Genomic DNA, 24,293 nt, shown 5'->3' on the forward strand with positions numbered 1-24,293 from the left:
TGATACTCCCCCTCAAGTGTCCCCCTTGTCAATACTCTGCCACCTGAATCCTTACGTAAAATCTTTATCATTTGAGGTTTTAAAGGAAATCTTGCATTTATTCCAAAAAAGCCCTTTTTTTGGTCAACTCACTTCTGCTAATTGGTATTCGCCGACCGAATTTTATTAATTCAGATAACCGTCAATTTGTACGGGGCGTAAGTCCTAATATTTTATCAAAATAGAATACATGCGTCAGTCGCCAGAATACAAGAAGGGTATTTTGAACGAAAGAGCGGATAGCGCAGTGTTAGCGAGTCCGCGATAGCGTAGCGTTAGCGAGGAACGAGCGTCGCGTCTGAATCAAGGGCGTTTTTGCACCCCCACGCTTATCGAACGCAAGAGCGTCTCTGAAAGAGAAGATTTAGTGGTCAACTTTCGTAGTGGCGGGTCTGAATCCCCCACTGATAGCGCAGCGTTAGCGAGTCCGCAAGCGTCTTGATTCTGACCGGAATTTCGGAGTCTCCCGCTCCGCTCCTGAATTCAGAATAGCTGAATTCTTTTTCAAGAAGATTTTCCTCAAAACCGTCTTCACGCTGACATATAAACAACTGGGCGCTTTTTCTGATTTAGAAAACTTTTAAAATTTGTTCGATATCATCTTTGGTAAACAATACAGTCATGCTACTGCCACAACATTGCGATCACAATGTTGTGGCAAGCTGGTAATTTTAGTCAATTACCTAAAATAATGAAGTGTTAAATGATTACTCCAATTAACTTTGGTAGTAGTTCGATTGTCTATATACTAAATCTAGTTAATCAGCATAATTCATCTAACATCAGTGTAGTAACAGTATCAATGTATTAGCAACCAAGCATTAAATAAATTTAGCGGCTTGTATCCTTTTCTGTTTCGGTCATTTTATGAAGCAGTGGTAATTTTTAATGGTGCTTATATCAAAATTATTCAGAATTTCCAAGCATAATAATTAATATTAAACATTAATTATTGAGCTACAAAGCATGATGTAATACATTACATGTGAAAATTTATATTTCCACTATTTAAACCCAAAAAAGACGGTAAACTGATGGCTATTAAAGGAACAAACAAGAACGATAATTTAGTCGGTACTTCTGGAAATGATACTATTGAAGGCTTAAACGGTAATGATACTCTTTCTGGGCTAAATGGAAATGATCAATTATTAGGTGGTGCTGGAAGTGATACCTTGTATGGTGGTGCAGGAAAAGATCAATTTGTCTTAGAGTACTTTAATGGTTCTAGCTTGACCAAAGACCAAGATATTGTAACTGATTTTAAGAAGGGAGAAGACCAAATTGATGTTATAACTATTGGCATCAGTGACTTCAATACTATCTTACTTCTCACAAGTGATGATATCGATGGTAACGCCATCATTAACACCAGGTATCGCCTCTCTAACAATAATTATTATTATCAACTCAAAATCAGTGGCATTAGTAAAAGTAAATTCCAAGCTAGTGATTTCAATTTCAAGAGTGCAGTTGTTAATGACACCATAACAGGAAGTAATTCCAATGATGATTTGTTTGGTGGTTTAGGTAACGATAGCCTGCAAGGTGATGGTGGCGATGACCGTTTATTTGGTGAGCAGGGAGACGACAAATTATCAGGTGGTGTTGGAGATGATACCTTGTATGGTGGGGCAGGGAATGATACCTATTCTTTCATAGCTAATAGTGCTTTGGGAATCGACACAATTATAGAAACCACAACAGGTGGTACTGATACTATTAACTTTAGCGGTACTACAGTTTCTGTAAACGTAAATCTAGGTGCAACCACCTTGCAAACGGTTAATAGCAATCTCAAACTCATTCTCTCTGCCAACAACGTTATTGAAAATGCAACAGGTGGCACAGGCAATGACAGTCTCACTGGTAATACACTGAATAACACTCTGATTGGCGGTGGCGGAAATGATACCTTGTATGGAGGTGCGGGGAATGATACCTATTCTTTCCTAGCTAATACTGCTTTGGGAACCGACACAATTACAGAAACCACAACAGGTGGTACCGATACTATTAACTTTAGCGGTACTACAGTTGCCGTAAACGTAAATCTAGGTGTAACCACCTTGCAAACAGTTAATAGCAATCTCAAACTCATTCTCTCTGCTAACAACGTTATTGAAAATGCAACGGGTGGCACAGGCAATGACAGTCTCACTGGTAATACACTGAATAACACTCTGATTGACGGTGGCGGAAATGACACTCTCCAGGGAGGTAATGGTGATGACCAACTCTTGGGAGGACTGGGCAATGATATTCTCACTGGTGGAACTGGGAAAGATAAATATCTATTCCAAAGTACCGGGGTTTTTAGCACAAGCTTAGGTGTTGATGACATCACTCAGTTTGAAGCGGGACAAGACCAGATTGTCCTGAGTAAAACCACTTTTAATGCTGTTACTAATACTGTGGGACAGGCTTTAACTGACTTTGCTGTTGTCACTGAGGATAAATTCGTCAACGCTAATAATGCACACATTGTCTTTAGTAAAACTAGTGGCAGCTTATTCTATAACCGGGATGGCAATGTTCTGGGTACAGGAAGTGTGTTTGAGTTTGCTAGTTTGGGGAATTCTAATATTACTCTGAGTAGTAGCAATTTTAGTCTGATTGCCTAATTTTTTTAGGTATTAAGATGTTCTGGATCTTAATACCTTTATCAAAAAGAAAGGTAGGTTTAACTTTTACCAAAACAGCCTAAGAGAATCCCAAAAAATAAATTCTCCAATAGTTTAGTAGGGTGGAATGGTACTTACTTAAACAAAAGTTACTGCCCAGATCCCCGACTTCTTGAAAAAGCCGGGGAACTAAATCCAGCGATTTAGTTTATTTGCTAGATACTTCAGTTACCTGCCCAGGCATAAAAAAGCAATATATGATAGAATTGTATCAAATTATAGCAATTATTCAAGAGCAATTTAGAATAATTTTGCGCTTTGTTGAGTAAAAAAGCTAAAATCTACGATTTTTGGAGATTTTTAGGTTATGACAACCTCACAGGAGAGGATTATCCCGACAGACTTGCGAAACGAAATGTCGCAGTCTTATCTGGAATACGCCATGAGCGTGATAGTGGGTCGGGCGCTGCCAGATGCCAGGGATGGTCTAAAACCTGTGCATCGTCGCATTCTCTACGCAATGCACGAGCTAGGTCTGCTCCACGATCGCCCGTTTAAAAAATGCGCCCGTGTGGTGGGTGAAGTATTGGGTAAATATCACCCCCACGGTGACACAGCAGTATATGATGCCTTGGTGCGGATGGCACAGGATTTTTCCATGCGATCGCCCCTAGTTAACGGGCATGGTAACTTCGGTTCGGTAGACAACGATCCGCCAGCCGCCATGCGGTATACAGAATGCCGCTTGCAAGCTTTAACTAGTGCTGGTCTACTGCACGACATCGAATTAGAAACTGTAGACTTTGCCGATAACTTCGACGGTTCTCAGCAAGAACCCACAGTTTTACCAGCACGGATTCCGCAGTTATTGCTTAACGGTTCCTCTGGAATTGCCGTGGGCATGGCCACCAACATTCCGCCCCACAATTTGGGGGAATTGATTGATGCTTTAGTGGCAGTAATCCACAATCCAGAAATCACTGACATCGAATTAATGCAGTATGTCCACGGCCCAGATTTTCCGACTGGGGCGCAGATTTTGGGAACATCTGCCATTCGAGAAGCTTATACTACAGGGCGTGGTTCCATTACCATGCGTGGTGTCGCCAACATTGAAACCGTTGAACAACGGGGACGCCCAGATAGAGAAGCAATTATCATCACCGAATTGCCCTATCAAACCAACAAAGCGGCGCTGATTGAAAAAATCGCCGAAATGGTGAATGAGAAGCGTCTAGAAGGGATTGCAGATATCCGAGATGAAAGCGATCGCGACGGGATGCGAATTGTGATCGAACTCAAGCGTGATGCTTATCCCCGGGTTGTGCTGAACAATCTCTACAAGCAAACGCCACTGCAAGCCAACTTCGGGGCGAATATGCTGGCGTTGGTGAATAGCGAACCCCAAGTACTCACGCTCAAGCAGTTCTTAACCGTTTTCTTAGATTTCCGCATCGAATCCATTGCCAGACGCACCCGCTACGAACTGCGGAAAGCCGAAGAACGCGACCATCTCCTCCAAGGGTTATTAATTGCCCTGTCTCATTTAGATCCAATTATTGTCTTGATTCGTCATGCTCCCGATGCACCCACAGCCAAAGGCGAATTAATCACAACTTACGGACTCTCAGAAGTGCAAGCAGATGCGATTTTGCAAATGCAATTGCGGCGCTTGACTGCTTTAGAAGCAGATAAAATTCGTCTGGAACACGAAGAATTACAAGCGAAAATAACTGACTTGCAAGATATTCTGGCGCGGCGGGAGAGAGTGCTAGAAATCATTGAAACTGAAGTTACGCAACTCAAAACTAACTTCGCCACACCCCGCCGCACGCTGATTTTACCAGGAGAAGGGGAATTAGACGATCGCGACCTAATTGCTAATGAAAAAGCAATAATTCTGGTGACAGAACAAGGCTACATCAAACGGATGCCAGTCAACACCTTTGAAGCCCAAAGCCGTGCGACTAGAGGCAAAGCCGCAGCCAAAGTGAAAGATGATGATACCATTGAGCATTTTTTAACTTGCTGCGATCACGACAGTATTTTATTCTTTAGTGAGCGTGGTGTCGTTTACTGCTTGAGAGCTTATCAAATTCCAGCGAGTTCGCGTACCAGTCGCGGTACACCAATCGTTCAGATGCTACCGATACCCAAAGAGGAAAAAATCACCTCGATTGTCCCGGTTGACGAATTTAGCAACGAAGAATATCTGGTCATGCTCACCAAAGGTGGCAATATCAAGAAAACCGAATTGGCAGCCTTTAGTCATATTCGCGCCAATGGTTTGATTGCTATTTCCTTAGAAGAAGGCGACCAACTGCGCTGGGTGCGACGCGCTAAAGTCGAGGACAGTGTAATCATTGGTTCTCGTCACGGGATAGCGATTCACTTCCGGTGCAACCACGAACAACTGCGTCCTTTAAGTAGGGCGACTCGTGGGGTAAAAGCGATGAAACTCAAAAATAAAGATGAACTGGTGGGTATGGATATTCTCCCGGCAGCAATTCTGGAAACTTTGGATACAGTTATAGAAGCCGAAAATGAAGATATCGAAACAATTGAAACAGAAGATATCGAAATTACCGAAATTAATGAAGAGTCAGTAGAAGTGCCTAGCAGTGGCACAGTTGGCCCTTGGGTGTTGGTAATTACAATGGGTGGATATGGTAAGCGCGTACCAGTTGCCCAATTCCGACTGCAAAATCGTGCGGGTCAGGGTTTAATGGCAACCAAGTTCAAAAACCGCAAAAACAAAGACAAGTTGGCAACCCTACGCATTGTCAACAACGATACTGATGAAATCATGATGGTGACAAATCGCGGTATTATCATCCGTCAAGCGGTAAATGCGATTTCTATCCAATCGCGATCGGCAACTGGAGTCAGAGTACAGCGTTTAGACGAAGACGACGCCATTACTGGAGTGGCAATAGTTCCACCTGATGCTGGCAATGCAGAAGAAGCAGAATAAAAAGCAGGGGGAGCAGGGGAGGCAGGGGGAGAGGTTTATCTCTTTACTCCCTTGTTTAATTGCCTTAGTCAGCGGCATTTTAATGGGGCTAACCGTCGCCCCTGTAGGTGCATGGTTTCTAGCTTGGATTGCTCTAGCTCCCCTGTGGGTGCTAGTTGCAACTTCTGACAAACACAAAAACCAATCCCCCCCTGCTCCCCCTGCTCTCTTCTGGGGTATCAGTTATCACGGTGTCGCCCTATCTTGGATTACCGGAATTCATCCGATGACATGGTTGGGCGTTCCGTGGTTGCCAAGTTTGGCAATCACCCTTTTTTGTTGGGGATTTATCAGCCTCTTGGGAGGGATATTTGTTGCTATTTGGGCGGCTGTAATGGTTCGCCTAGCTGGGCAAAAACCGTGGCTACGTATACTGATTGGTACAGCCGTCTGGTGCGGCTTAGAGAGTCTGTGGAGTGCGGGGCCTTTGTGGTGGAGTTCCCTTGCTTACACACAGAGTCCGCACAATCTCGTAATTGTACACCTTGGTCAACTCTCTGGGCCTAATACTGTGACAGCAGCGATCGTTGCTGTTAATGGCTTAATTGCTGAAGCATATATAAACCGCCTTTCCTTCTCTACGAGAGGCTGCGCCAACGGAACGCTACGCGAACGCATAGCGTCTCGTAGAGAAGACACCAAGATTTCCTCTGTGTTCTTTGCGCCTCTGCGGTTCGTTAATAAATACTTAGCTACCGCCACAGGACTATTAATTACCCTACATTTTATTGGTTTTATTTTATCTAGCCGTCCCATTGCTCAACCCCCAGAAGCAGCCTTAAAAGTGGGGATTGTTCAGGGTAATATCCCGAACCGACTTTTACGAAGTTCCGAAGGGTTTCGTCGCGCTCAAGAAAATTACACCAATGGATATCTGACTTTAGCAAATCAAGGTGTAGATGCAGTCCTCACTCCAGAAGGAGCCTTACCTATTTTCCAGCGTAATTTGCTGGAAACTGCCTTAGTCGCAGCCGTGAAAGAAAAAGGCGTAGTTGCTTGGATTGGGGCTTTTGGCGAACGGGGAGACAGTTATACAATTAGTTTGTTTACTTTCAATACTAAAGGTGAGATTGTCAGCCGCTACGACAAAGCTAAATTAGTACCTTTGGGAGAATATATTCCCTTTGAAGGAATTTTAGGCAAACTAGTTCAGCGCTTGTCGCCTTTGGATGCACACCAAGTTGCTGGTTCAGCAAATCAGCTATTTGATACTCCTTTTGGTCGGGCGATCGCTAGTATATGTTATGAATCCGCTTTTCCTGAACAATTTCGCCGTCAAGCGGCGGCAGGTGGGCAGTTTATCCTCAGTTCTTCTAACGATGCCCATTACACTGCATCCATGCCATTCCAGCATCATGCACAGGATATCATGCGGGCAATTGAAACCGATCGCTGGTCAGCACGAGCAACTAATACTGGATATTCAGCCTTTGTAGATCCTCATGGCAGAACCTTATGGATGTCTGGATATAATACCTACGAAACTCATGCTGAAACAATTTATCGGCGACAGACAAAGACTTTATATGTGCGTTGGGGTGATTGGTTAACACCGTTGTTGTTGATATCTTCTGGAGGAGCTTGGCTGGTAATTCGCGGTATAAAAAAATTTGGTAATGTTGGAAATCCTTAGCAGATTCAGTCTTTGGAGTTATTAGCGATCGCTTGACTATTTAATCACAAGTCAACTTCCTATTATCGGGCAGCTTTTGGGGGAAAACTTTTCGATTTACTAAAATTATCTAGTTCAGAGGCGGTGAGGTCGCGCCATTGACCCAATTGTAAGTCATCTAATTGTAGGTGAGCTATGCTGACTCTGACCAGTCGCAAAGTCGGAAACCCCACAGCCGCAGTCATACGCCGTACTTGGCGGTTTTTTCCCTCTGTCAAAGTCATTTCCAGCCAAGCTGTCGGTACATTTTTGCGAAATCTAATCGGTGGGGTGCGTTCGGGTAGCTGTGGTTCTTCTGGTAATAGCTTAACTTCTGCTGGTTGAGTGCGGTAATCTTGAATTTCCACACCTGTTTGCAACCTTTTGATCGCTTCTGCATCTGGAATTCGCTCTACCTGTACCCAGTAAGTACGTTTATGACCAAAACGCGGATGGGCGAGGCGATGTTGCAATTGTCCATCGTTCGTTAACAGCAGCAATCCTTCACTATCCCAGTCTAAGCGTCCCACAGGATACACATCAGACACATCAATATAATCTTTTAGAGTGCTATGTGTGGGGGCATCTTTTGTAAACTGACTGAGAACGCCATAGGGTTTGTAAAAAATAATATATCGGTAATGATTTGTCATTGGGCATTGGGCATTGGGCATTGGGCATTGGGCATTGGGCATTGGGCATGGTTATTTCCTTTGTCTCTTTCATCTTCCCCAGTCCCCTGCCTAGTCAATATTGTCTGCGGTTTGATTGCTTACTGCCACCAATTTAAGAAGCCTGCGATCGCTATTGATCGCAATTTGCTTCTTGCCGCCTAGCCGTCTAATCTTAACCCAAACTTACGTTAGTCTCAAAGCTGGATTTGTCTTCTTTTCCTGCATCCTCTTGACAAAAGGTGCAATCACTCTAACCTCTTACCAATGTTCATGGAGCGGGTTTCAAAAAGGCGATCGCCCCATCGGTCGTTAACAGCTTTTAATTGAGAGTGCTGGAGTGCGATCGCTTAACTGGCATTGCTAGAGTATCGATTAAAAAAAGTTTAAAATGCCGCAGCTACGCTCGTTGTAGACATCGCTTTTCTAAACGTCAAGGTATTATCTACTCGAACACCGTGCAGCATACATAAAGTCTGAGGTTTTGCATGAAAGTAGCAGTTTTCAGTACAAAAGCCTACGATCGGCAGTTTTTGTCAGCTGCAAATTCTCCCATCCAACACGAATTAGTGTTTTTTGAACCGCGTTTAAATCGAGATACGGCTATCCTTGCTGCCGGATTTCCGGCGGTTTGTGTATTTGTGCATGATCAGGTTGATGCCCCAACTTTAGAGATTCTCGCCTCAGGGGGAACTCGCGTGGTTGTCCTTCGCTGTGCAGGGTTTAACAATGTAGACTTACAAGCCGCAGCAGATTTAGGAATTACTGTTGTGCGTGTTCCGGCCTATTCACCTTATGGGGTGGCAGAACACGCTGTAGGATTAATTTTGAGCCTAAATCGCAAAATTCATCGTGCCTATAACCGTGTCCGAGAAGGCAATTTTTCTATAGATGGACTCTTGGGATTTAATTTGCATGAGCGCACAGTCGGAATTGTTGGCACCGGCAAAATCGGTCTGATTTTAGGACAGATTATGAAGGGGTTTGGCTGTCACCTACTCGCCTATGACGTTTATCGCAATCCAGAATTGGAGGCGCTAGGTGGAAAGTATGTAGAACTACCTGACCTATTTGCCAATTCCGATATTATCTCCCTGCATTGCCCCCTGACTCCAGAAACCCATCACTTGATTAACACTGAGGCTATAGAAAAGATTAAGCCAGGTGTGATGTTAATTAATACTAGCCGAGGAGCCCTGATTGATACCCAAGCAGTGATTGAGGGATTGAAGTCTGGTAAAATTGGCTATCTGGCTGTAGATGTCTACGAACAAGAATCGGAATTGTTCTTTGAGGATTTGTCTGGGGAAATTATTCAAGATGATATTTTCCAGCGTCTGACAACGTTCCCCAATGTACTCATTACCGGACATCAAGCCTTTTTTACAGCAGAAGCTCTCTACAATATTGCAGAAACAACTTTTGCTAATATTACCGATGTTGAACAGGGTCGTGCTTGTGCCAATGAAATTCGCGCCTAAACCTTTAGCAATCTCAAATCCCAAATTGTGTTACCTCATAAATTGTTAACATCTTTGCTCCCAGATATAACCAAGGTGCTACACTACATCCATGCTAGGGGTGCCTACATAACCAGGCTGAGATCACACCCTTAACACCTGAGTCTGGGTAATACCAGCGAAGGGAAGCTGTTTATTGAGGAATTACAATATGCGGACTGAATGGGTTGCTAAACGACGTGGGCAAAGTAATGTATCTCAAATGCACTACGCCCGCCAAGGTGTTATCACCGAAGAAATGCACTACGTCGCCAAACGGGAAAATCTCCCGGACGATCTCATTCGTGAGGAAGTAGCGCGGGGACGAATGATTATCCCCGCTAATATTAATCACACTAATTTAGAGCCGATGGCTATTGGCATCGCCTCTAGATGTAAGGTAAATGCTAATATCGGCGCTTCTCCCAACTCTTCTAATCTTCAGGAAGAAGTTGATAAGCTGAATCTGTCAGTGAAGTACGGCGCTGATACCGTGATGGATTTGTCCACAGGTGGCGGTAACTTGGATGAAATTCGTACCGCAATCATCAAGGCTTCACCTGTTCCCATTGGTACAGTGCCAGTATATCAAGCTTTAGAAAGCGTCCACGGCACAATCGAGAATCTGACTGCTGATGATTTTCTTCATATCATCGAAAAGCACGCCCAGCAAGGAGTAGACTATCAAACTATCCACGCAGGGATTTTGCTTGAGCATTTGCCTTTGGTAAGAAACCGGCTCACTGGTATTGTCTCTCGCGGCGGCGGGATTTTGGCGCGGTGGATGCTACATCACCACAAACAAAACCCGCTTTATACCCACTTCCAAGATATTATTGAGATTTTCAAAAAGTACGATGTCTCCTTCAGTTTAGGAGATTCCCTACGTCCCGGCTGCACCCATGATGCCTCAGATGAAGCACAGTTAGCTGAATTGAAAACCCTGGGACAGCTAACTCGCAAAGCCTGGAAAGATGACGTACAGGTGATGGTGGAAGGGCCTGGACACGTGCCAATGGATCAAATTGAGTTCAACGTCCGCAAGCAGATGGAAGAGTGTTCGGAAGCACCTTTCTATGTTTTGGGGCCATTGGTGACAGACATTGCTCCCGGCTATGACCATATCACTTCAGCTATTGGAGCTGCGATGGCTGGATGGTACGGTACTGCAATGTTGTGTTATGTAACACCTAAAGAGCATTTGGGTCTACCAGATGCCGAAGATGTGCGGAATGGTTTGATTGCTTATAAAATAGCAGCTCATGCGGCTGATATTGCTAGACATCGCCCTGGTGCAAGGGATAGAGATGATGAACTTTCCAAGGCGCGTTACAACTTCGATTGGAACCGTCAGTTTGAATTATCACTCGATCCAGAAAGAGCTAAGGAATATCACGATGAAACTTTACCAGCAGATATCTATAAAACTGCTGAGTTTTGTTCGATGTGTGGGCCTAAGTTCTGTCCAATGCAAACTAAGGTTGATGCTGATGCGCTGACCGAATTAGAGAAGTTCTTGGCGAAAGAGGCTGTGACTCAAAGCTAACAGATTAGACCTCTTGCAAAAGTCGGAAAACTTCTGTAATTGGTATCAACTATAAGTTAAAACTCTTTTAAAACCTCATTCCCAGTTTTCGGCTGGGAATGAGACAAAATGGTTTTGCTTCTCTCAAAATATCAGGTTAGGTTTTGCGATCGCACTTTTACTTCCTACAAGAGTAATCCAATTGCTATCGCTCCCCAATCAAAGCTAAATCAGTAATTCTGGTTGGTAATCTATGCGATCGCGTTTAATCGCGCCTACTTACTTCGGCAAAACCAGGCTTTGACGCACAGCACGCTTGCGGTCGCTTTTACGAATACCTCCAGCCATCTGATACTCATGGCTATTATTACCATATTTATAAGCAATACCACGCAAAATCTTCTCAGAATAGTCTGCCAAATCTTGTTCATTTTTAATGATCTGGGTTAGTAAGACATCAATAGTGGAGAGGGTAGTATTGTATGCTTCTAGAGATTGACGGAGACTTTCGATTTTTTCAGTATAATCTTTGACTGTTAAGCTCTCTCCGACATCGAGAGTTGGACTAATAGATTTAATGCTTGCTAGACGTAGTTCAGCTTTGCCAAGAGTACGTGAATTGCGTTTTGACCTTGCCATAATGAATACTCATTTTCTGAATTTCTGATAACTCTATAGTGGACAATTGTTGAAAAAGTTGTCATACGTGAAATTGTTGATTTTTCTGAAAAAGCCTAAAATTTAAATTCCCTACAACATTTTTTGCCAATTGAAACCATATTTATTGTTGAGGCACAGCAGTACTGTACCTCAAAAGCCTGTTCTATTTAAGGGAAGATGCTGTAACACAAGTCTGTTTCTGATAACGTGAAGGCAAAAGCTCCTACAGACTGCGCGGAACACGGAAACGTCAAGGCAGAAGCTCTTACAAACTGCGCAAAACACGGAAACGTCAAGGCGGAAGCTGCTACAGACTGCGCGTAACACGGAAACGTCAAGGCGGAAGCTCTTACAGACTGCGCGTAACACGGAAACGTCAAGGCAGAAGCTCCTACAGACTGCGCGGAACACGGAAACGTCAAAGCGGAAGCTCCTACAGACTGCGCGGAACACGGAAACGTCAAGGCGGAAGCTGCTACAGGGAAGAATATTTTGATTTTTGCTCAGTAATATGTGGTTATTTAACAGAGCATTAAAAATACCCCACCCTAGCCCTCCCCTTGCTAAGGTTAAATTCGCATGATGGATGATGATACCATGCTAGAAGGAGCGGTGGAAGCCGTAATCTTTCTTCAAAAGAGGAGCTAAATTTCTTTGCTCTAACTTAGCTCGATTGTCCAAGGTTTTTCAGATCATGGAAAATCATAAAGAGAAATTCAAATGAACTACGACATCAAAGACAAAACCATTTTGGTTACGGGCGCAAATCGCGGCATCGGCAAGGCGATAGTTGAGTCGTTTATTGAACACGGAGCCACCAAGGTCTATGCGGCTGTTCGTAAGCTCAACAGTGTCTCCTCATTGGTTGAACAATACGGCGATCGGGTAGTACCAATTCAGATTGATTTAGGTGATCCTCAATCTATTGTTGCTGCCGCTCAAACTGCCAAAGATGTGCAAATAGTTATCAATAATGCAGGAGTCTTTCAAGGTGGAACTCTCTTAGCTGAGGATGCGATCGCCGCTCTCGAATTTCAGATGAACATCAATCTATATGGATTGATCTACATGGCTCAGGCGTTTGCCCCGGTACTCAAAGCCAATGGAGGTGGCGTCTTTGCCCAAATCAATTCTGTTGCTTCGCTCAAGGGTTTCCGCGACTCTGCCACTTACTCTGCCTCAAAAGCTGCGGCCTATTCAATCACGCAGGTATTACGAGAACTATTGAGTGAGCAGGGCACGCTTGTGCTAAGTGTTCACCCTGGCCCGATTGCCACGGATATGAGCGATGCGGCAGGACTGAGTGAGATTGCAGAGCCACCTGCACTTGTGGCAGACGGGATAATAAAAGCTCTGAAAGCTGGGGATTTTCACGTCTTTCCTGACTCGAGGGCTAAACAAATGGGCGATGCTTATAAAAGCTTTGCCCAAAATGTCGTTGAGGTGTCATCAAGTTAACTATATTGCAGGGTAATGCTCTAGACAAGGGGATCTGGGTATTAAACAGCAAGCCCAAACTTTTCTTGATTGATGAACAAGCCAATCACAGTATCATGCATCAAATCCAGCTTGGAAAAACAGATTGTCTTGCAAGCCTTGCGCTTAATTCGTAGTTCTCAAATATGTCAAATGGGTTTTATATGCTTTTGTTCTACTTGTAACGCATAATTCTCCAGTTCCCCTTTTCCGATGTTGGGAGAAGGGGTTAGGCGATCAGGGCAACTCTAGAACGCTTTTTCTTAACTAACTTTTACCTTAAGTTGACACCAATACACAGCTGTGCGCCCTTACTTAAAATCCAATTTCAATAGTCAAGCTGCGAATCTTTCCTGTATCTCCCTCAGCTTTATCTGCAACTTCCAGAGTCCAGGTTCCTTGGGGACTTTTACCTTTAAAGGCAGCAAGTTTTAGAGTGTTTACCTCGTCATAAGTTGTTTTAATATTATCTGTAGCTCCGCCCTGGCGATCGTGCAGAATTATGGGAAGTATGCCTATCTGCACTGGGGGAAGAAGAGTAACTATAAGATCCCCAATATAAGTATGCTCGATATCTACATTAACTTTGATGGATTTTAGGAGGGTGGTATTAGCGATCGCCACCGACAATGTTGATGTTTGCAAATCGTTAATTGGGATATCTTGCACTGCCTGAAAAATACTAATGGGCGATGTTTGCGCGGGCTTGGCCAATTCTACAGCTTTGAGAGCATTGATTCGACCGTAACCGTAGAAAGGGCTGCAACCATTGGCATCATATTTACCTCCAGCTGAATCAATGCGATCGCAGGAACGTTTTATAATGTCTCGCACTTCATCCCAACGCAGATTTGGGTTTCTGGCAAGAATCAAGGCGGCTACACCTGCTGCACCTGGACAGGAACTAGAAGTTCCGCCAAATTCGTTCGTATAGTTGCCTAAAGCCTCACCCAGATTTCGATTACCCGAATTATAACCAAGTACACCAGAGCGATCGGTTGTCCAAATTCCAGTGGTTTGAGAACTATCGCCATTGTTGCTGGGGAAGGCACACCAAACCGCCTGACCAAAATCACTGTAAGCGCTTCTCGTACCGTAGTCGTTACAAGCTGCCACTGCAATTATCTTTTGGTAGCTGGCGTAGCCGTCGTTATCGACGCTTTCGTTACCATTGCCAGCTGCGAATAAAATTACACAGCCCTTGCCATTACGTCCTTTATTGATTGCAAAATCTATAGCAAGTCGTGTGGAGTCAGGCAAAGGTACTTTTTGCTTGTGTGCAGGATCGTCTGGCTCAAACCAAGTACCGTCTGCTGGGCCCCAGCTACAAGAAATAACATCAGCACCATTTTGAGCTGCCCAAACAAAAGCATCTGCTTCATCCTGCGACCCCAGCGCTGAAGCTAAACGAATCGGCATGAGTTTTGCCCCCGGTGCTACACCAGATGCCCCAAAGTTACCGTTTGCACAAGCTACTCCTGCACAAGATGTACCGTGGTTATTATCATTTCCCGGTCTAGGATTGTTCGTTTTACGTGTGACATCACGCGGGGCAACAATCTTGCCAGAGGAACGGAACTCTTCATGATCGAGATCCACACCATCGTCGATAATTGCAATAATCATCCCTGTGCCATTGCTCAACTTCCAAGCGGCTTCAACGTTGGCATGGGCGTTAATTGTCTTACCATTAATTGTTGTTTGCTTTAAGTGCCACTGCTGCGGGAAAACTTGACGTTGGCGTGACTCACGCGCTAGTTCAGGATGGCACAGTTCAACTGATTCCTCATTTAGAAGTCTCTCGGCGATGTCAAAGACGGCTATACCAGTATTTGCAGGGGCACTGACAAAATAAGCATTTCGTGCGTATTCAAGTTGGCGTTTAATTGTTAAGTTATAACGTCTTAAAACCTCTTGGCAGACCCTTGATTCTTCGCTATCAAATTTAACAAAAAGATTTTCAGTATAAACTACAGGTTGTTGGGATACTGGATCGATTAAGACACGTCCGGCAAATTGGACTTCCGACTCATTGTTGAGAATTTCACGGGCGCGATCGCGCAAAGCGACACCCTGATTCGGAACTTTCGCTTGCAAAATTTCTACACCCGCTTGCCGAAACCGTGTTTTTAACTCAAATTGATTGAGGATGCTACGAGCTATGGGTGATACAGGTGCGACTTCAAAGGATCTTGCACCAACAATAGTGTTACGGCTTTCGGTACGCACTACAACATGTTCGTTACTGATAGCAAATTCATACTGTTGGCCGTTCTGTCCACCATAGCGAATTTGAACCATTGTTTAATCTCCTAAATATTTTGAAAGTTGAGAATTGGAAATTGGGAAACCGTATTATGCCTTACTTTTAAAGCTTGCTGTACCCATGGTAGGCTGACGTTTAGTTTATGGATGCTTCTGATTTCATGTGTTATATGTGTATTACGATACAGAATTTAATCTATCTAAGTTCATACAAACCTTTGATTAGTCTTTCCAGAAAAGAGGGGATTCAAAATCAGGTTGTTTTAAGAATCTTCACGATCAGTAGGGGCGTATAACTGTGAATCACGATGAAAAGAATGTATTTCATGCCACTAAAAAACGCTATAACATCATTAGAACTTGAGAAATATGTTTTATTTTCCGGTTGAGTATTTTCTACAGGTGTACTCTCTACCCCTGCTTGGTCAAGTGAGATTTCAAAAAGACTACTTTTCTGGGTATCCTGAACAAATTCGCGTTGGTAGCGATGCCTATGACGGGCTACGCCTACGCACTGCTGTATCCTACATTCGTAAATCTGGGTACTATGCAGTACATTACAATCAACCCGACACTGTGGTAAAAGGAGCAATTTTACGACTTAACGACGGTGCTATCGCAGTTTTTTCAGGTGAACCCAATCAATCAGAACAGGGTATATTGAGTCCGGTTTATACACTAGAATCCAATGCTTCCTTAGCAGTACCAACTGGACTGGTTTTTATCCGCTTTGCTGAAGGCGTTGATGTGGAGTCGCAGCACGAGGTAATTAATCGAGCGGGTTATGAAGTAGCAGAAAGGCTTTCTTATGCGCCTCATACCGCTTGGTTACGTGCCAAATCAGGTAATATTGTTGATGCGATCGCTGGAATTTATCGGTTAGAAGCGATCGCAAACGTTGAGAGTGTCGAACCTCAAATGCTTATGGAAAGAAGTTTGAGATAAATTAAAAATTATGTATGCATATTAGAGATATTCTTACTTCTCAGTTGACGGTAATATAAGTACCATGCTTCACTAATGCCTAAATCTTTTTTGGTTGAATGACCAGATTTATCCATGACCAATTTGCTCTCATATTATTTGGAAGAATTACTAAAACCTTATGGAGAAGTGCAAGGTTCTAGCCGTGTGGCGGGAGAAGTTCGAGAAATCGATGTTTTATTTTCTCCTTTAACAAAACAAAGCACGAATTTAGAAACACTAGGATTATTAGGAAGATTTGCCGCTACAGCAGCTATTTTTGAACCCTTCCGTAACGCTGCATCAAAAGAAGAAATTTGTGATTGTCTGTTAAAATTATTAGAAGTAAGGGGTGGATTACAACGTCAAGCAAATCGTAATAAAACTTCCATTCCAGAATTAGAACTTCCCAAATTATGGATACTCACCCCAACAGCATCTACAACGCTGCTGTCAGGATTCGGTGCTACTCAAAAGGTAGACTGGCTACCTGGAGTACATTTTATCGCAGAATATTTGCGGACTGCGATCGTTGCAATTCACCAGTTACCGCGCATCCAAGAAACTCTGTGGTTAAGAATTCTCGGTCGAGGAACAGTCCAAAAACAAGCCATAGATGAATTAGAAGCACTACCATCAAATCATCCATTTCGCAGAGCAACGCTAGAATTACTTTATAACTTGTGACAAAACTTGCAAGTTAATCAAAATTCAGAAGAAGACGATCGGGAGTTAATTCTGCGATTAAAACCACTTTATCAACAAGACCGGGAACAAGCTATACAAGAAGGGAATAAGCAAGGGGAACAACGTTTAATTATACGTCTACTAAATCGCCGTTTCGGTGAGATTGATTCATCTACTATTGAGCGAGTTCAAGGATTATCTATTGAACAATTGGAGGCGTTAGGAGAGGCTTTGTTAGACTTTTCAGCTATTTCTGATTTAGAAGCTTGGTTAAACCAACAAATTAAATAAATCTAATCTGTAAATCAATTAAATAAATCTTATGTGAGACTCCACTTTAGCCATGTAGAGGCAAGTCAACCCCTTTGGGGAATTCAAAATTCAAAATTAATACCCATAAATAAATTTAGGGGCTTGTATCATGAGTGTTCTTCGGTCATGATACAAGCCCCTATAATTGAAATGAGAATACTAACCAAAACTTTGCACAACGTACATATCATTTCCTGTATCTCCTACTAAAAGCAAGCTACTGTCATCACTTTCTAAATTTTGACTGCCAGCAATGCCTTTTTGCAGAACTTTAATTATCCTTTGGGGAGTGAAAGATTCTAATTCCACAAACTTTCCAGATTCTAACCATGCTAATTCTTCAGCAGATAAACTTTGACGTATTTCTTCAGGTAATTGTTTAGCTGCTTGCGCCGACTCTGGAGAGGATTGAATGAACATTCCGCGCTTCGTAGCGATAATTTGACGTGGCGTTAGTCCAATATCAATAATTACAATCTCGCTATTAAAAAACCAATTAGCATTGGTTCTCAAATTATGAACTAAACCAATTCCTCGTGGATTGCAATCATGTATTGCATAGACTTTCAAATCGGGATTGCGCCGCAGCATTTGCATTGTGGTGTCAAAAATGCTTTGGGGATATCCAGTAATGCTGAGAATTGCACAGTTATTTTCAAAGTGAAAATTATTAGCAATTAACAGTTGAGCAATACTAGCAGTATCACAAACGACTAATCTATCAAAACTGTAAGCTGTTATGTCAGGATTAATCGTGGCTGGTTTATTTTCCTGGTTTGGAGAAGGAAGAATTTTGAAAATTGAACCATTGATTTGCTGCCAACGATCTAGCCAATCTTTAACCTGAGATTGTGAAAGTAAAAATTCTTGTGTTAAGAATCCAATTCGTCCTAGTTGTCGAGTTCCTAAATATATAGACAGCATTCCCATAATCACAATAGTGACAAAGAGGCTAAATGACTTGGATACAAGACTTATTAAAATTCCTACAACAAGAACAATTCCTCCTATAATTTGTAAATTTTTAGCGCTTGCTTTGCGACTTGTATTATTTAGTTTGTTTGAGCTACTCCGATTAAAGAATATCCAAATAAACACAATATTCACTATCAGTGGCCCAATAATAACAGCAAATGTAAAGAAATTAAAAAATACATAGAAAAAAAACCAGCCCAATTGCGAAATTGACTTCGATTTTTTTCTTAGACGATTATCTAGAAAATAAAGTAGTTGCTTAGGTGTAAAAAATAAGGTATTATTTGCAGAAATGTCAGCGATCGCCTTTGCAAAAAAAGGATCAGTAATTTGAACATTACTCATACTAGTCGGTTCAAAGGCAAAGAGATGATTGCATTTTATACACCGACCTTGATTAGCTGTCCGGTCTTTTAGTTTATTATCAGTTCCGCAGTTAATACACTTCATAATAGTTGCCTAATGTGATTTATTAATTGTTAGTTATCTAGCACCTGATTTATTAGTAAAATACTGTAGTCTTCCCGCCGACGAATTAAGCGATGTGCATCATTTTCTAGCAAGATTTCCGCAGGTTTAGGGCGGTGTAAAAAGTGAGACGACATTGCATAACCATAAGCACCGACATCTAGAATGGCAACGATATCACCAATTTCTAGCGCCGGAAGTTGGCAATTTTTCCCCAGATAATCTCGTGAATAGGTGGTATTACCACAAATATCAGTTGTGAATGGATTGTCTGCTTGTTTCCAAGTGATAATTTCTCGGTAGCCGCCGTGTACTGAAGGCACTGAAAGATTAGCAACGGTGGTATCAACTCCAACAATCTGTTTTTCTCCTTGCCATTTTACAGAAACAACTTGAGCCAGCAAAGTTGCACATCCAGCGATCGCACTTCGTCCCGGTTCAATCACCAAATCAATTTCCCGCCCTAAACAAGTAATTCTCTCGGTTAACTCAGCCCCAAATATTTCCCAGTCAAAGGCTGTTTTGTTGTGGTGATAAGGATAGCCAAAGCCACCACCAAAATCTAAATATTCCCAATCAGGTAACTTTTGTGCAATAGCGATTACCGTATCAATTGCTTGGGTAAAAGCGGCTGTGGCATTAGTTCCCGTTCCTCGATAGAAGTGTAAACCACTCAGCTTTAATCCCACCTCACCAGTTAAAGCGATCGCATCAGCAAATTCCTCTGGACGTACACCAATGCGGCTATCTCCGGTAATTTCTGGCAAATTGAGGCGTAAACCAAGCCGAATAGATTTTTCTTTGTGTTTGGGCAAAACTTTGCAGCACAATTGTAACTGAGCGAGGCTATCGAGATTGAGTGTTGTAACTCCCCAATTTATGACTTGTAGCATCTCAGCGCAATTCAAATTACTGCCGCTATAAACAATTTCACTAGGATCGAAACCCGCTTGTAATCCTAAATAAATATCTCCTGGAGTATTGGCGTGAAGTCCCCACCCAAAGAAGCGAAAAATTTTTAACAGCGCAATGTTGCCATTGGTAACACTGGCAAACCGAAATTGCGTGCGCGGATAACTGACTGCTTTGGTAATCCGCTCAATAGTTTCGCACAAGCGATCGCCATTATAAACATAAAGCGGAGAACCGTAGTTATTCAGTAACTCCTGAGCAAGTTCCTTAGTGAATGGGGGAGATGAGGGGGATGAGGGAGATAAGGGAATTAATTTTTCACTCTTAACTCGTAACTCCTGACTATTAACTCCTGACTCTTTTTTATCTAACCTTGCCATCGCTTATAATTTCTCCATAGCCAACGATGTAACCAAAAGGGATGATCCCAAGACTGTTTACTTAGTTTTTCATTTAAAATGTGCGATCGCCAAAGTTGCCACATAATTAATAACCAGAGTGTTTCACCAATTCGACGGCCTTGAATAGCTGCTCCTAGTTTGCCTTCAACGATTTGTGCTGCAATGTGAGGATAAAAGTGATTGTGGGCGCGAAGTATTTCTGGATTGAGCCAAATGCCGAGTTGATGCCAAAAATCATTTAAACACCAAGAAGTTAAAGGAACCCCCATACCACGTTTTTGTCGCCAGACAATTTCGGGTGGAAGCCAATTTTCTACAGCCCGTTTGAGGATATATTTTTCACAAGCACCCTGTAAGCAGAGTTCTCCAGAGAGGCGGAATGTCCATTCAGCTAGAGGTAAATCACAAAAAGGCGATCGCACCCACAACCCATGAGCAAACCCCAATGCAGTGGCACGAGGATGGATATTCTGCGCTCCTTTGAGCATCAAATTAGCACGGCGGAGGCGATGCAGCAAAGATGGACACTCATCTTGATTAAGAGCTGTTAACAGCCAATCTTTAGGATGCAAATTTTGAATCTGTGCATAAACCTCTGGCTGATAAACTTGAGATTCGTATCCCCCAAGACGGTGAAAGGTGCGGAGATATTGTTGGATAAAAGTTTCCTGTCCGGCGGGATTTTCTGCCTGATAAACACCTGCGGCAATTAAAGGTTTGTTCGTCCAACCAGCAAATAATTGATCTCCACCTTCACCATTAAAAATTACCTGAGTTTCCTGACTAGCCCTCTCAGATAGGAGATACAACGGCACACACACGCCATCTCCAAAAGGCAAATCTAATGCTTGCACAGTCGGAATTAGGACATTCTTAATCGAACTTGGGGTTACTGCAATTTTAACAAGCGGAATTTTGAGAAACTGGGCGACTTGTTCAGAGTATGGATATTCTGGAATCCCTGCGTTACCAAAATCTAAAGTGTAGGCGCGGACTTTCACCCCTGCTTGTACCAGCAGCGCCGCCACCACTGAAGAATCGAGTCCGCCAGAGAGAAACACCCCAACAGGCTCATCCTTTAAATTGGCAATTTGTCGCTCAATGGAGTTTTTAAGGAGAGTTTGCAATTCAGTAATTGCTGTAGCTTCATCTGTTAACTGTTCTGGCGCTTCCCGCCACGAGTGGATTTTTTTAGATTCAGGCGATCGCAGTTTACCTGATTGACAATCGCTCTGCCAAACTAATTCAGTTCCCCCTGGAACTGCAAACACTCCATTAATAGGAGTTAAGGGTGTGGGAACGTAAGAAAAACAGCTATAACCATATAACCCAGGAATGCTAACTTCTGACTGTTGCAAAATCGGCAAGAGTAATTGCACTTGGGATGCAAACCAGATTATTTGTCCTTGCACAGTCCAATACAAAGGCATCTTTCCGAAAGGTTCTCTTCCCAAAATTAGGCAGTTGTTTTCCTGGATTACCCAAGCATCGGGTGAACTAAATAATCCTGATGCAAAGATGGCAGCAATTTGATTTTGTTGCGGCGGAGAATTGCCATCGAGTCCTATGTAAACAACATTCCAGATGGGAAGAGGATAATTTTCCTGTGCAGAAAACTTCAAAGCCTTTCCCCTTCTATCCACAACACTAGTTAACAGCGCTTCCAACTCCTGTTGAGCGCCGTAACCCCAATAGCCAAGAAAGTGATGCGGGATACCCATCTGGACTATTTAACTTCAAAGGTTTCATCGCTAATCTGCCGACCTTCCAAGAACATCTCTACTTTCCAATTACCGACAGTTGCAGCTGGGTTAATAGTGTAACGACACTGGGTATCCCAGACAGAGGTATTAATCTCGCGGGTTTGATAGTTGTTTTGCTTGACAATTTGACCGCTTGGATCAATCCAATTACAGGAAAGAGCCAGCTTTTTACCCAAGGGTGCATCCTTTAAGGTGACACGATACAACACTTCTGGATTGGTTTGGCGGGAAATTGCCTTTAAGTCGCCGCCATTATCTTGTGTCAAAGTGATACGGTCTTGTTGAGCAGAAACACGGGAAAGTGTAGAACTTTGCTGCTGCATGAAAAATATTGTAGATGCAATGACCACCACTATAACTGCCACCACTCCAGAAGTAATCCATCGATTCCGGCGTTGTTGTACCTCCAGTGCTTGACGGCGATTTAATTGAATCAGCGCTTCATCTAGTAACTCTGGCGGTAAATTCAACTCCTGTAAAATTTCTTTAACCTGCTGTTGGTCTAGTTCCGCTTCCCGACGCAATTGCAGACCTTCTACTTCTGTGACTATTTGTGATAATTGCTCTTGAGTCAGTCGCTGCGTCATAGCTTAACTCCTGTTGAAAAACTTGATTGTGATCGTTGATTACGTGTAATCAGAAGAACTTTGAACTTTATATATTAGATATCTCACTTTTGTAAGTACATCATAAGCTACAAAAAAAGGTTGTTGTTTTTCGGATTCTTTCTGAGATACTTTTGTAAACACTTTCTTTTCTCTTGTTTCCATGTCTCTGCATGAAAACTCCTAACTCAGCACTCAGCACTCAGCACTGATTATGACTCAAGAACAACAAACTACAATTGCAGGTATCTATGAAGTCTGTATAGGCGTTCCAGAGCCAATTTCTGCAATTCAGTATTGGGAGCAATTTGGCTATCGCATTGGTGAAGTGGGTGAATTAACCGCAGATGTCGCCCATCAATTATATGGGGTGAATTCGTCTTTACGCTCTATTCGCCTCTACCACCAAAATGCAGATCATGGTTTGATTCGGCTGATGGTTTGGCAAAATCCCACCAATGAAGGTTTGGGAATAGCGTCAATGAAAATTAAGGGAAATCGCTGGGCAACAAGCTTAACTGCGGATGTTTTGAGTATTTTAAATCATATAGAGGATACAAAGGCAGCAGGTTTCCCTATTAGATACTCTAACCCTTATTGGGAAGTCATCTACAACAAAGAGAGAAAAAGTCGTCCTTTTATTGAGCCAGCAGTTGGTGTGCGAGAAATGCTGCTACTACAACCCTTAGCTCGACAGGTTTTGTTTCAACGGTTTGGCTATACACTACCGCATTATGGACAAGTTAACCATAATGCGCCTCTCAAGACTAGTCAGTTTACCCATATAGGAATTATCGTTCAGGATGACAGCAAAGAAACCCTGAAGTTTTATGAAGAAGTTTTGGGTTTGCTGCGTGTGCGTGATGATGTCGAAACTAGCTATGAATCTTCGCCAGCAGGTCGAGATATTTTTGACCTAAATCCTGGTGAAAAGTTTATTGTCACTACCTTTGACGATCCCCGTTCTTCTAAGTCTGACCTAATGGCTACACGTAGTGGTAGACTTTATGTCGTTCGCTTCCCAGAATCTATTAATTTAGAATCACACTTTGAAGCAGCCCAACCAGGTAGCTTGGGTATGTCTTTATATACCTATCGGGTTAAAGGAATACAGGAATATTGCGATCGCATCAAGGGGAGTACTGCCCAAAAAGTTACAGACATTATTAGTAATGAATTTAGCGAGACGAGTTTCTCTTTTATTGCACCAGATGGTTATTTCTGGACTTTGCTAGAAGGTAATTAACTAGACATCTGATCAAAAAGAATAGTAGATACCCAAAATTCCGTGTCTATTACGTATTATCCCATTTCTTTATGAGGCTGCGCCAAATTTTCTTTTTTCCTTTGTGTCCTTCTCTAACAAGAGGCTACGCGTAGCTTGCTTCTTTGTAGGAGTATGCGCCCTACCCTGTGGGTACTCCTTCTCCCTTGGTGTTAGCCTCTCCCTTTGGGAGAAGGGGAGACGCTAGCGCGAATGGAGAACTCGTAGAGTAGCCGCTTTGCGTCTATGCGGTTTGTTCCTTATATAATTTGGCGCATCTTTATAGATAATTGGTATTACCTGTAACTACTAACCCAAGTTGCGGGTTATCGACTGATGTGTGCTTGTCATATCATGTCCGGCTGATTAGTTATGATTCTTGCATCTGTGCAAAAATCTGAAAACTCTTTCTCCCCCAGCAAGAACTGCCTTCTTAATGATAAGTTTTTAACCGGACATGATATCATATCATGTCCGGGTAATTAGTTACGATTAAACTCCAAATTGAATCCACCAGTGA

17 protein-coding genes, 1 pseudogene and 1 riboswitch are annotated in these 24,293 nt (G+C 42.8%); of the genes and pseudogenes, 10 read left to right on the plus strand and 8 right to left on the minus strand.

What is annotated here, in order from left to right:
- The first annotated feature begins 1,073 nt into the window (after nt 1-1,073).
- From HWQ58_RS23130 to lnt, 3 genes are all read left to right on the plus strand, one after another.
- Nucleotides 1,074-2,663 (plus strand): calcium-binding protein, encoded by a 1,590-nt coding sequence (locus HWQ58_RS23130; protein ID WP_292867651.1) that lies wholly within the window; start codon nt 1,074-1,076, stop codon nt 2,661-2,663.
- Nucleotides 2,664-3,030: 367 nt separating this feature from the next.
- Entirely contained in the window at nt 3,031-5,637 is a 2,607-nt protein-coding gene (gyrA, locus tag HWQ58_RS23135; protein ID WP_292867654.1) for a DNA topoisomerase (ATP-hydrolyzing) subunit A, read from the plus strand.
- Nucleotides 5,618-7,309, plus strand: a complete 1,692-nt coding sequence (gene lnt, locus HWQ58_RS23140) for an apolipoprotein N-acyltransferase (RefSeq protein WP_292867657.1) — start codon at nt 5,618-5,620, stop codon at nt 7,307-7,309. The genes gyrA and lnt overlap by 20 nt, the downstream gene beginning before the upstream one ends.
- A 62-nt stretch (nt 7,310-7,371) precedes the next feature.
- Here the strand turns inward: lnt and HWQ58_RS23145 are convergent, their stop codons facing one another.
- A complete protein-coding gene (locus tag HWQ58_RS23145) occupies nt 7,372-7,980 on the minus strand; it encodes an rRNA large subunit pseudouridine synthase E (RefSeq protein ID WP_292867660.1) in 609 nt (202 codons plus the stop codon).
- Between HWQ58_RS23145 and HWQ58_RS23150 the strand changes: the two genes are divergently transcribed.
- From HWQ58_RS23150 to thiC, 3 genes are all read left to right on the plus strand, one after another.
- The gene (locus HWQ58_RS23150) at nt 7,969-8,163 is read left to right on the plus strand and encodes a hypothetical protein (RefSeq protein ID WP_292867663.1); all 195 of its coding nucleotides are present in this window, start codon (nt 7,969-7,971) and stop codon (nt 8,161-8,163) included. The genes HWQ58_RS23145 and HWQ58_RS23150 overlap by 12 nt on opposite strands.
- A 323-nt stretch (nt 8,164-8,486) precedes the next feature.
- The gene (locus HWQ58_RS23155) at nt 8,487-9,479 is read left to right on the plus strand and encodes a 2-hydroxyacid dehydrogenase (protein WP_292867666.1); all 993 of its coding nucleotides are present in this window, start codon (nt 8,487-8,489) and stop codon (nt 9,477-9,479) included.
- Between the two features lie 86 nt (nt 9,480-9,565).
- Nucleotides 9,566-9,662: riboswitch (TPP riboswitch) on the plus strand.
- Between the two features lie 7 nt (nt 9,663-9,669).
- A complete protein-coding gene (gene thiC, locus HWQ58_RS23160; protein ID WP_292867668.1) occupies nt 9,670-11,043 on the plus strand; it encodes a phosphomethylpyrimidine synthase ThiC in 1,374 nt (457 codons plus the stop codon).
- 258 nt (nt 11,044-11,301) lie between these two features.
- Here the strand turns inward: thiC and HWQ58_RS23165 are convergent, their stop codons facing one another.
- A complete protein-coding gene (locus tag HWQ58_RS23165; RefSeq protein ID WP_292867671.1) occupies nt 11,302-11,661 on the minus strand; it encodes a hypothetical protein in 360 nt (119 codons plus the stop codon).
- A gap of 741 nt (nt 11,662-12,402) precedes the next feature.
- Between HWQ58_RS23165 and HWQ58_RS23170 the strand changes: the two genes are divergently transcribed.
- Nucleotides 12,403-13,140, plus strand: coding sequence for an SDR family oxidoreductase (locus tag HWQ58_RS23170; protein WP_292867674.1), 738 nt, complete (start codon nt 12,403-12,405; stop codon nt 13,138-13,140).
- A gap of 41 nt (nt 13,141-13,181) precedes the next feature.
- Here the strand turns inward: HWQ58_RS23170 and HWQ58_RS38560 are convergent, their stop codons facing one another.
- Together HWQ58_RS38560 and HWQ58_RS23175 are read right to left on the minus strand one after the other, a co-directional pair.
- Complete coding sequence (locus HWQ58_RS38560) at nt 13,182-13,289, minus strand: IS1 family transposase (protein WP_366838482.1); 108 nt, start codon at nt 13,287-13,289, stop codon at nt 13,182-13,184.
- A 184-nt stretch (nt 13,290-13,473) separates the two neighbouring features.
- A complete protein-coding gene (locus HWQ58_RS23175; RefSeq protein WP_292867677.1) occupies nt 13,474-15,459 on the minus strand; it encodes a S8 family serine peptidase in 1,986 nt (661 codons plus the stop codon).
- 333 nt (nt 15,460-15,792) lie between these two features.
- Between HWQ58_RS23175 and HWQ58_RS23180 the strand changes: the two genes are divergently transcribed.
- Both HWQ58_RS23180 and HWQ58_RS23185 read left to right on the plus strand, forming a co-directional pair.
- Nucleotides 15,793-16,368: a hypothetical protein gene (locus HWQ58_RS23180; protein ID WP_292867680.1), complete on the plus strand. Its 576-nt coding sequence runs from the start codon at nt 15,793-15,795 to the stop codon at nt 16,366-16,368.
- A 98-nt stretch (nt 16,369-16,466) separates the two neighbouring features.
- Nucleotides 16,467-17,364 (plus strand): annotated as a pseudogene (locus HWQ58_RS23185) (DUF4351 domain-containing protein).
- A gap of 180 nt (nt 17,365-17,544) precedes the next feature.
- On the opposite strand, the gene HWQ58_RS23190 reads toward HWQ58_RS23185, so the two are convergent.
- The 4 genes from HWQ58_RS23190 to HWQ58_RS23205 are packed head-to-tail and all read right to left on the minus strand — an operon-like array spanning nt 17,545 to nt 22,491.
- A complete protein-coding gene (locus HWQ58_RS23190; protein WP_292867683.1) occupies nt 17,545-18,810 on the minus strand; it encodes a hypothetical protein in 1,266 nt (421 codons plus the stop codon).
- Between the two features lie 29 nt (nt 18,811-18,839).
- Nucleotides 18,840-20,120: a decarboxylase gene (locus HWQ58_RS23195; protein WP_292867686.1), complete on the minus strand. Its 1,281-nt coding sequence runs from the start codon at nt 20,118-20,120 to the stop codon at nt 18,840-18,842.
- Nucleotides 20,108-21,862: an asparagine synthetase B family protein gene (locus HWQ58_RS23200; protein ID WP_292867689.1), complete on the minus strand. Its 1,755-nt coding sequence runs from the start codon at nt 21,860-21,862 to the stop codon at nt 20,108-20,110. The genes HWQ58_RS23195 and HWQ58_RS23200 overlap by 13 nt, the downstream gene beginning before the upstream one ends.
- Before the next feature lie 5 nt (nt 21,863-21,867).
- Nucleotides 21,868-22,491, minus strand: a complete 624-nt coding sequence (locus HWQ58_RS23205) for a DUF3859 domain-containing protein (protein WP_292867692.1) — start codon at nt 22,489-22,491, stop codon at nt 21,868-21,870.
- A 232-nt stretch (nt 22,492-22,723) separates the two neighbouring features.
- Between HWQ58_RS23205 and HWQ58_RS23210 the strand changes: the two genes are divergently transcribed.
- Complete coding sequence (locus tag HWQ58_RS23210; protein WP_292867695.1) at nt 22,724-23,755, plus strand: VOC family protein; 1,032 nt, start codon at nt 22,724-22,726, stop codon at nt 23,753-23,755.
- The last annotated feature ends 538 nt before the right edge of the window (nt 23,756-24,293 follow it).

The sequence above is a fragment of the Nostoc sp. LPT genome (assembly GCF_017115165.1).
Taxonomy (GTDB): Bacteria; Cyanobacteriota; Cyanobacteriia; order Cyanobacteriales; family Nostocaceae; genus Nostoc.

Excerpts from the sequence above, each read along its gene's own strand:
- HWQ58_RS23130 (WP_292867651.1), top strand. The coding sequence starts at position 1,074 with ATGGCTATTAAAGGAACAAACAAGAACGATAATTTAGTCGGTACTTCT.
- gyrA (WP_292867654.1), top strand. The coding sequence starts at position 3,031 with ATGACAACCTCACAGGAGAGGATTATCCCGACAGACTTGCGAAACGAA.
- lnt (WP_292867657.1), top strand. The coding sequence starts at position 5,618 with ATGCAGAAGAAGCAGAATAAAAAGCAGGGGGAGCAGGGGAGGCAGGGG.
- HWQ58_RS23150 (WP_292867663.1), top strand. The coding sequence starts at position 7,969 with ATGATTTGTCATTGGGCATTGGGCATTGGGCATTGGGCATTGGGCATT.
- HWQ58_RS23145 (WP_292867660.1), bottom strand. The coding sequence starts at position 7,980 with ATGACAAATCATTACCGATATATTATTTTTTACAAACCCTATGGCGTT.
- HWQ58_RS23155 (WP_292867666.1), top strand. The coding sequence starts at position 8,487 with ATGAAAGTAGCAGTTTTCAGTACAAAAGCCTACGATCGGCAGTTTTTG.
- thiC (WP_292867668.1), top strand. The coding sequence starts at position 9,670 with ATGCGGACTGAATGGGTTGCTAAACGACGTGGGCAAAGTAATGTATCT.
- HWQ58_RS23165 (WP_292867671.1), bottom strand. The coding sequence starts at position 11,661 with ATGGCAAGGTCAAAACGCAATTCACGTACTCTTGGCAAAGCTGAACTA.
- HWQ58_RS23170 (WP_292867674.1), top strand. The coding sequence starts at position 12,403 with ATGAACTACGACATCAAAGACAAAACCATTTTGGTTACGGGCGCAAAT.
- HWQ58_RS23175 (WP_292867677.1), bottom strand. The coding sequence starts at position 15,459 with ATGGTTCAAATTCGCTATGGTGGACAGAACGGCCAACAGTATGAATTT.
- HWQ58_RS23180 (WP_292867680.1), top strand. The coding sequence starts at position 15,793 with ATGTTTTATTTTCCGGTTGAGTATTTTCTACAGGTGTACTCTCTACCC.
- HWQ58_RS23190 (WP_292867683.1), bottom strand. The coding sequence starts at position 18,810 with ATGAAGTGTATTAACTGCGGAACTGATAATAAACTAAAAGACCGGACA.
- HWQ58_RS23195 (WP_292867686.1), bottom strand. The coding sequence starts at position 20,120 with ATGGCAAGGTTAGATAAAAAAGAGTCAGGAGTTAATAGTCAGGAGTTA.
- HWQ58_RS23200 (WP_292867689.1), bottom strand. The coding sequence starts at position 21,862 with ATGGGTATCCCGCATCACTTTCTTGGCTATTGGGGTTACGGCGCTCAA.
- HWQ58_RS23205 (WP_292867692.1), bottom strand. The coding sequence starts at position 22,491 with ATGACGCAGCGACTGACTCAAGAGCAATTATCACAAATAGTCACAGAA.
- HWQ58_RS23210 (WP_292867695.1), top strand. The coding sequence starts at position 22,724 with ATGACTCAAGAACAACAAACTACAATTGCAGGTATCTATGAAGTCTGT.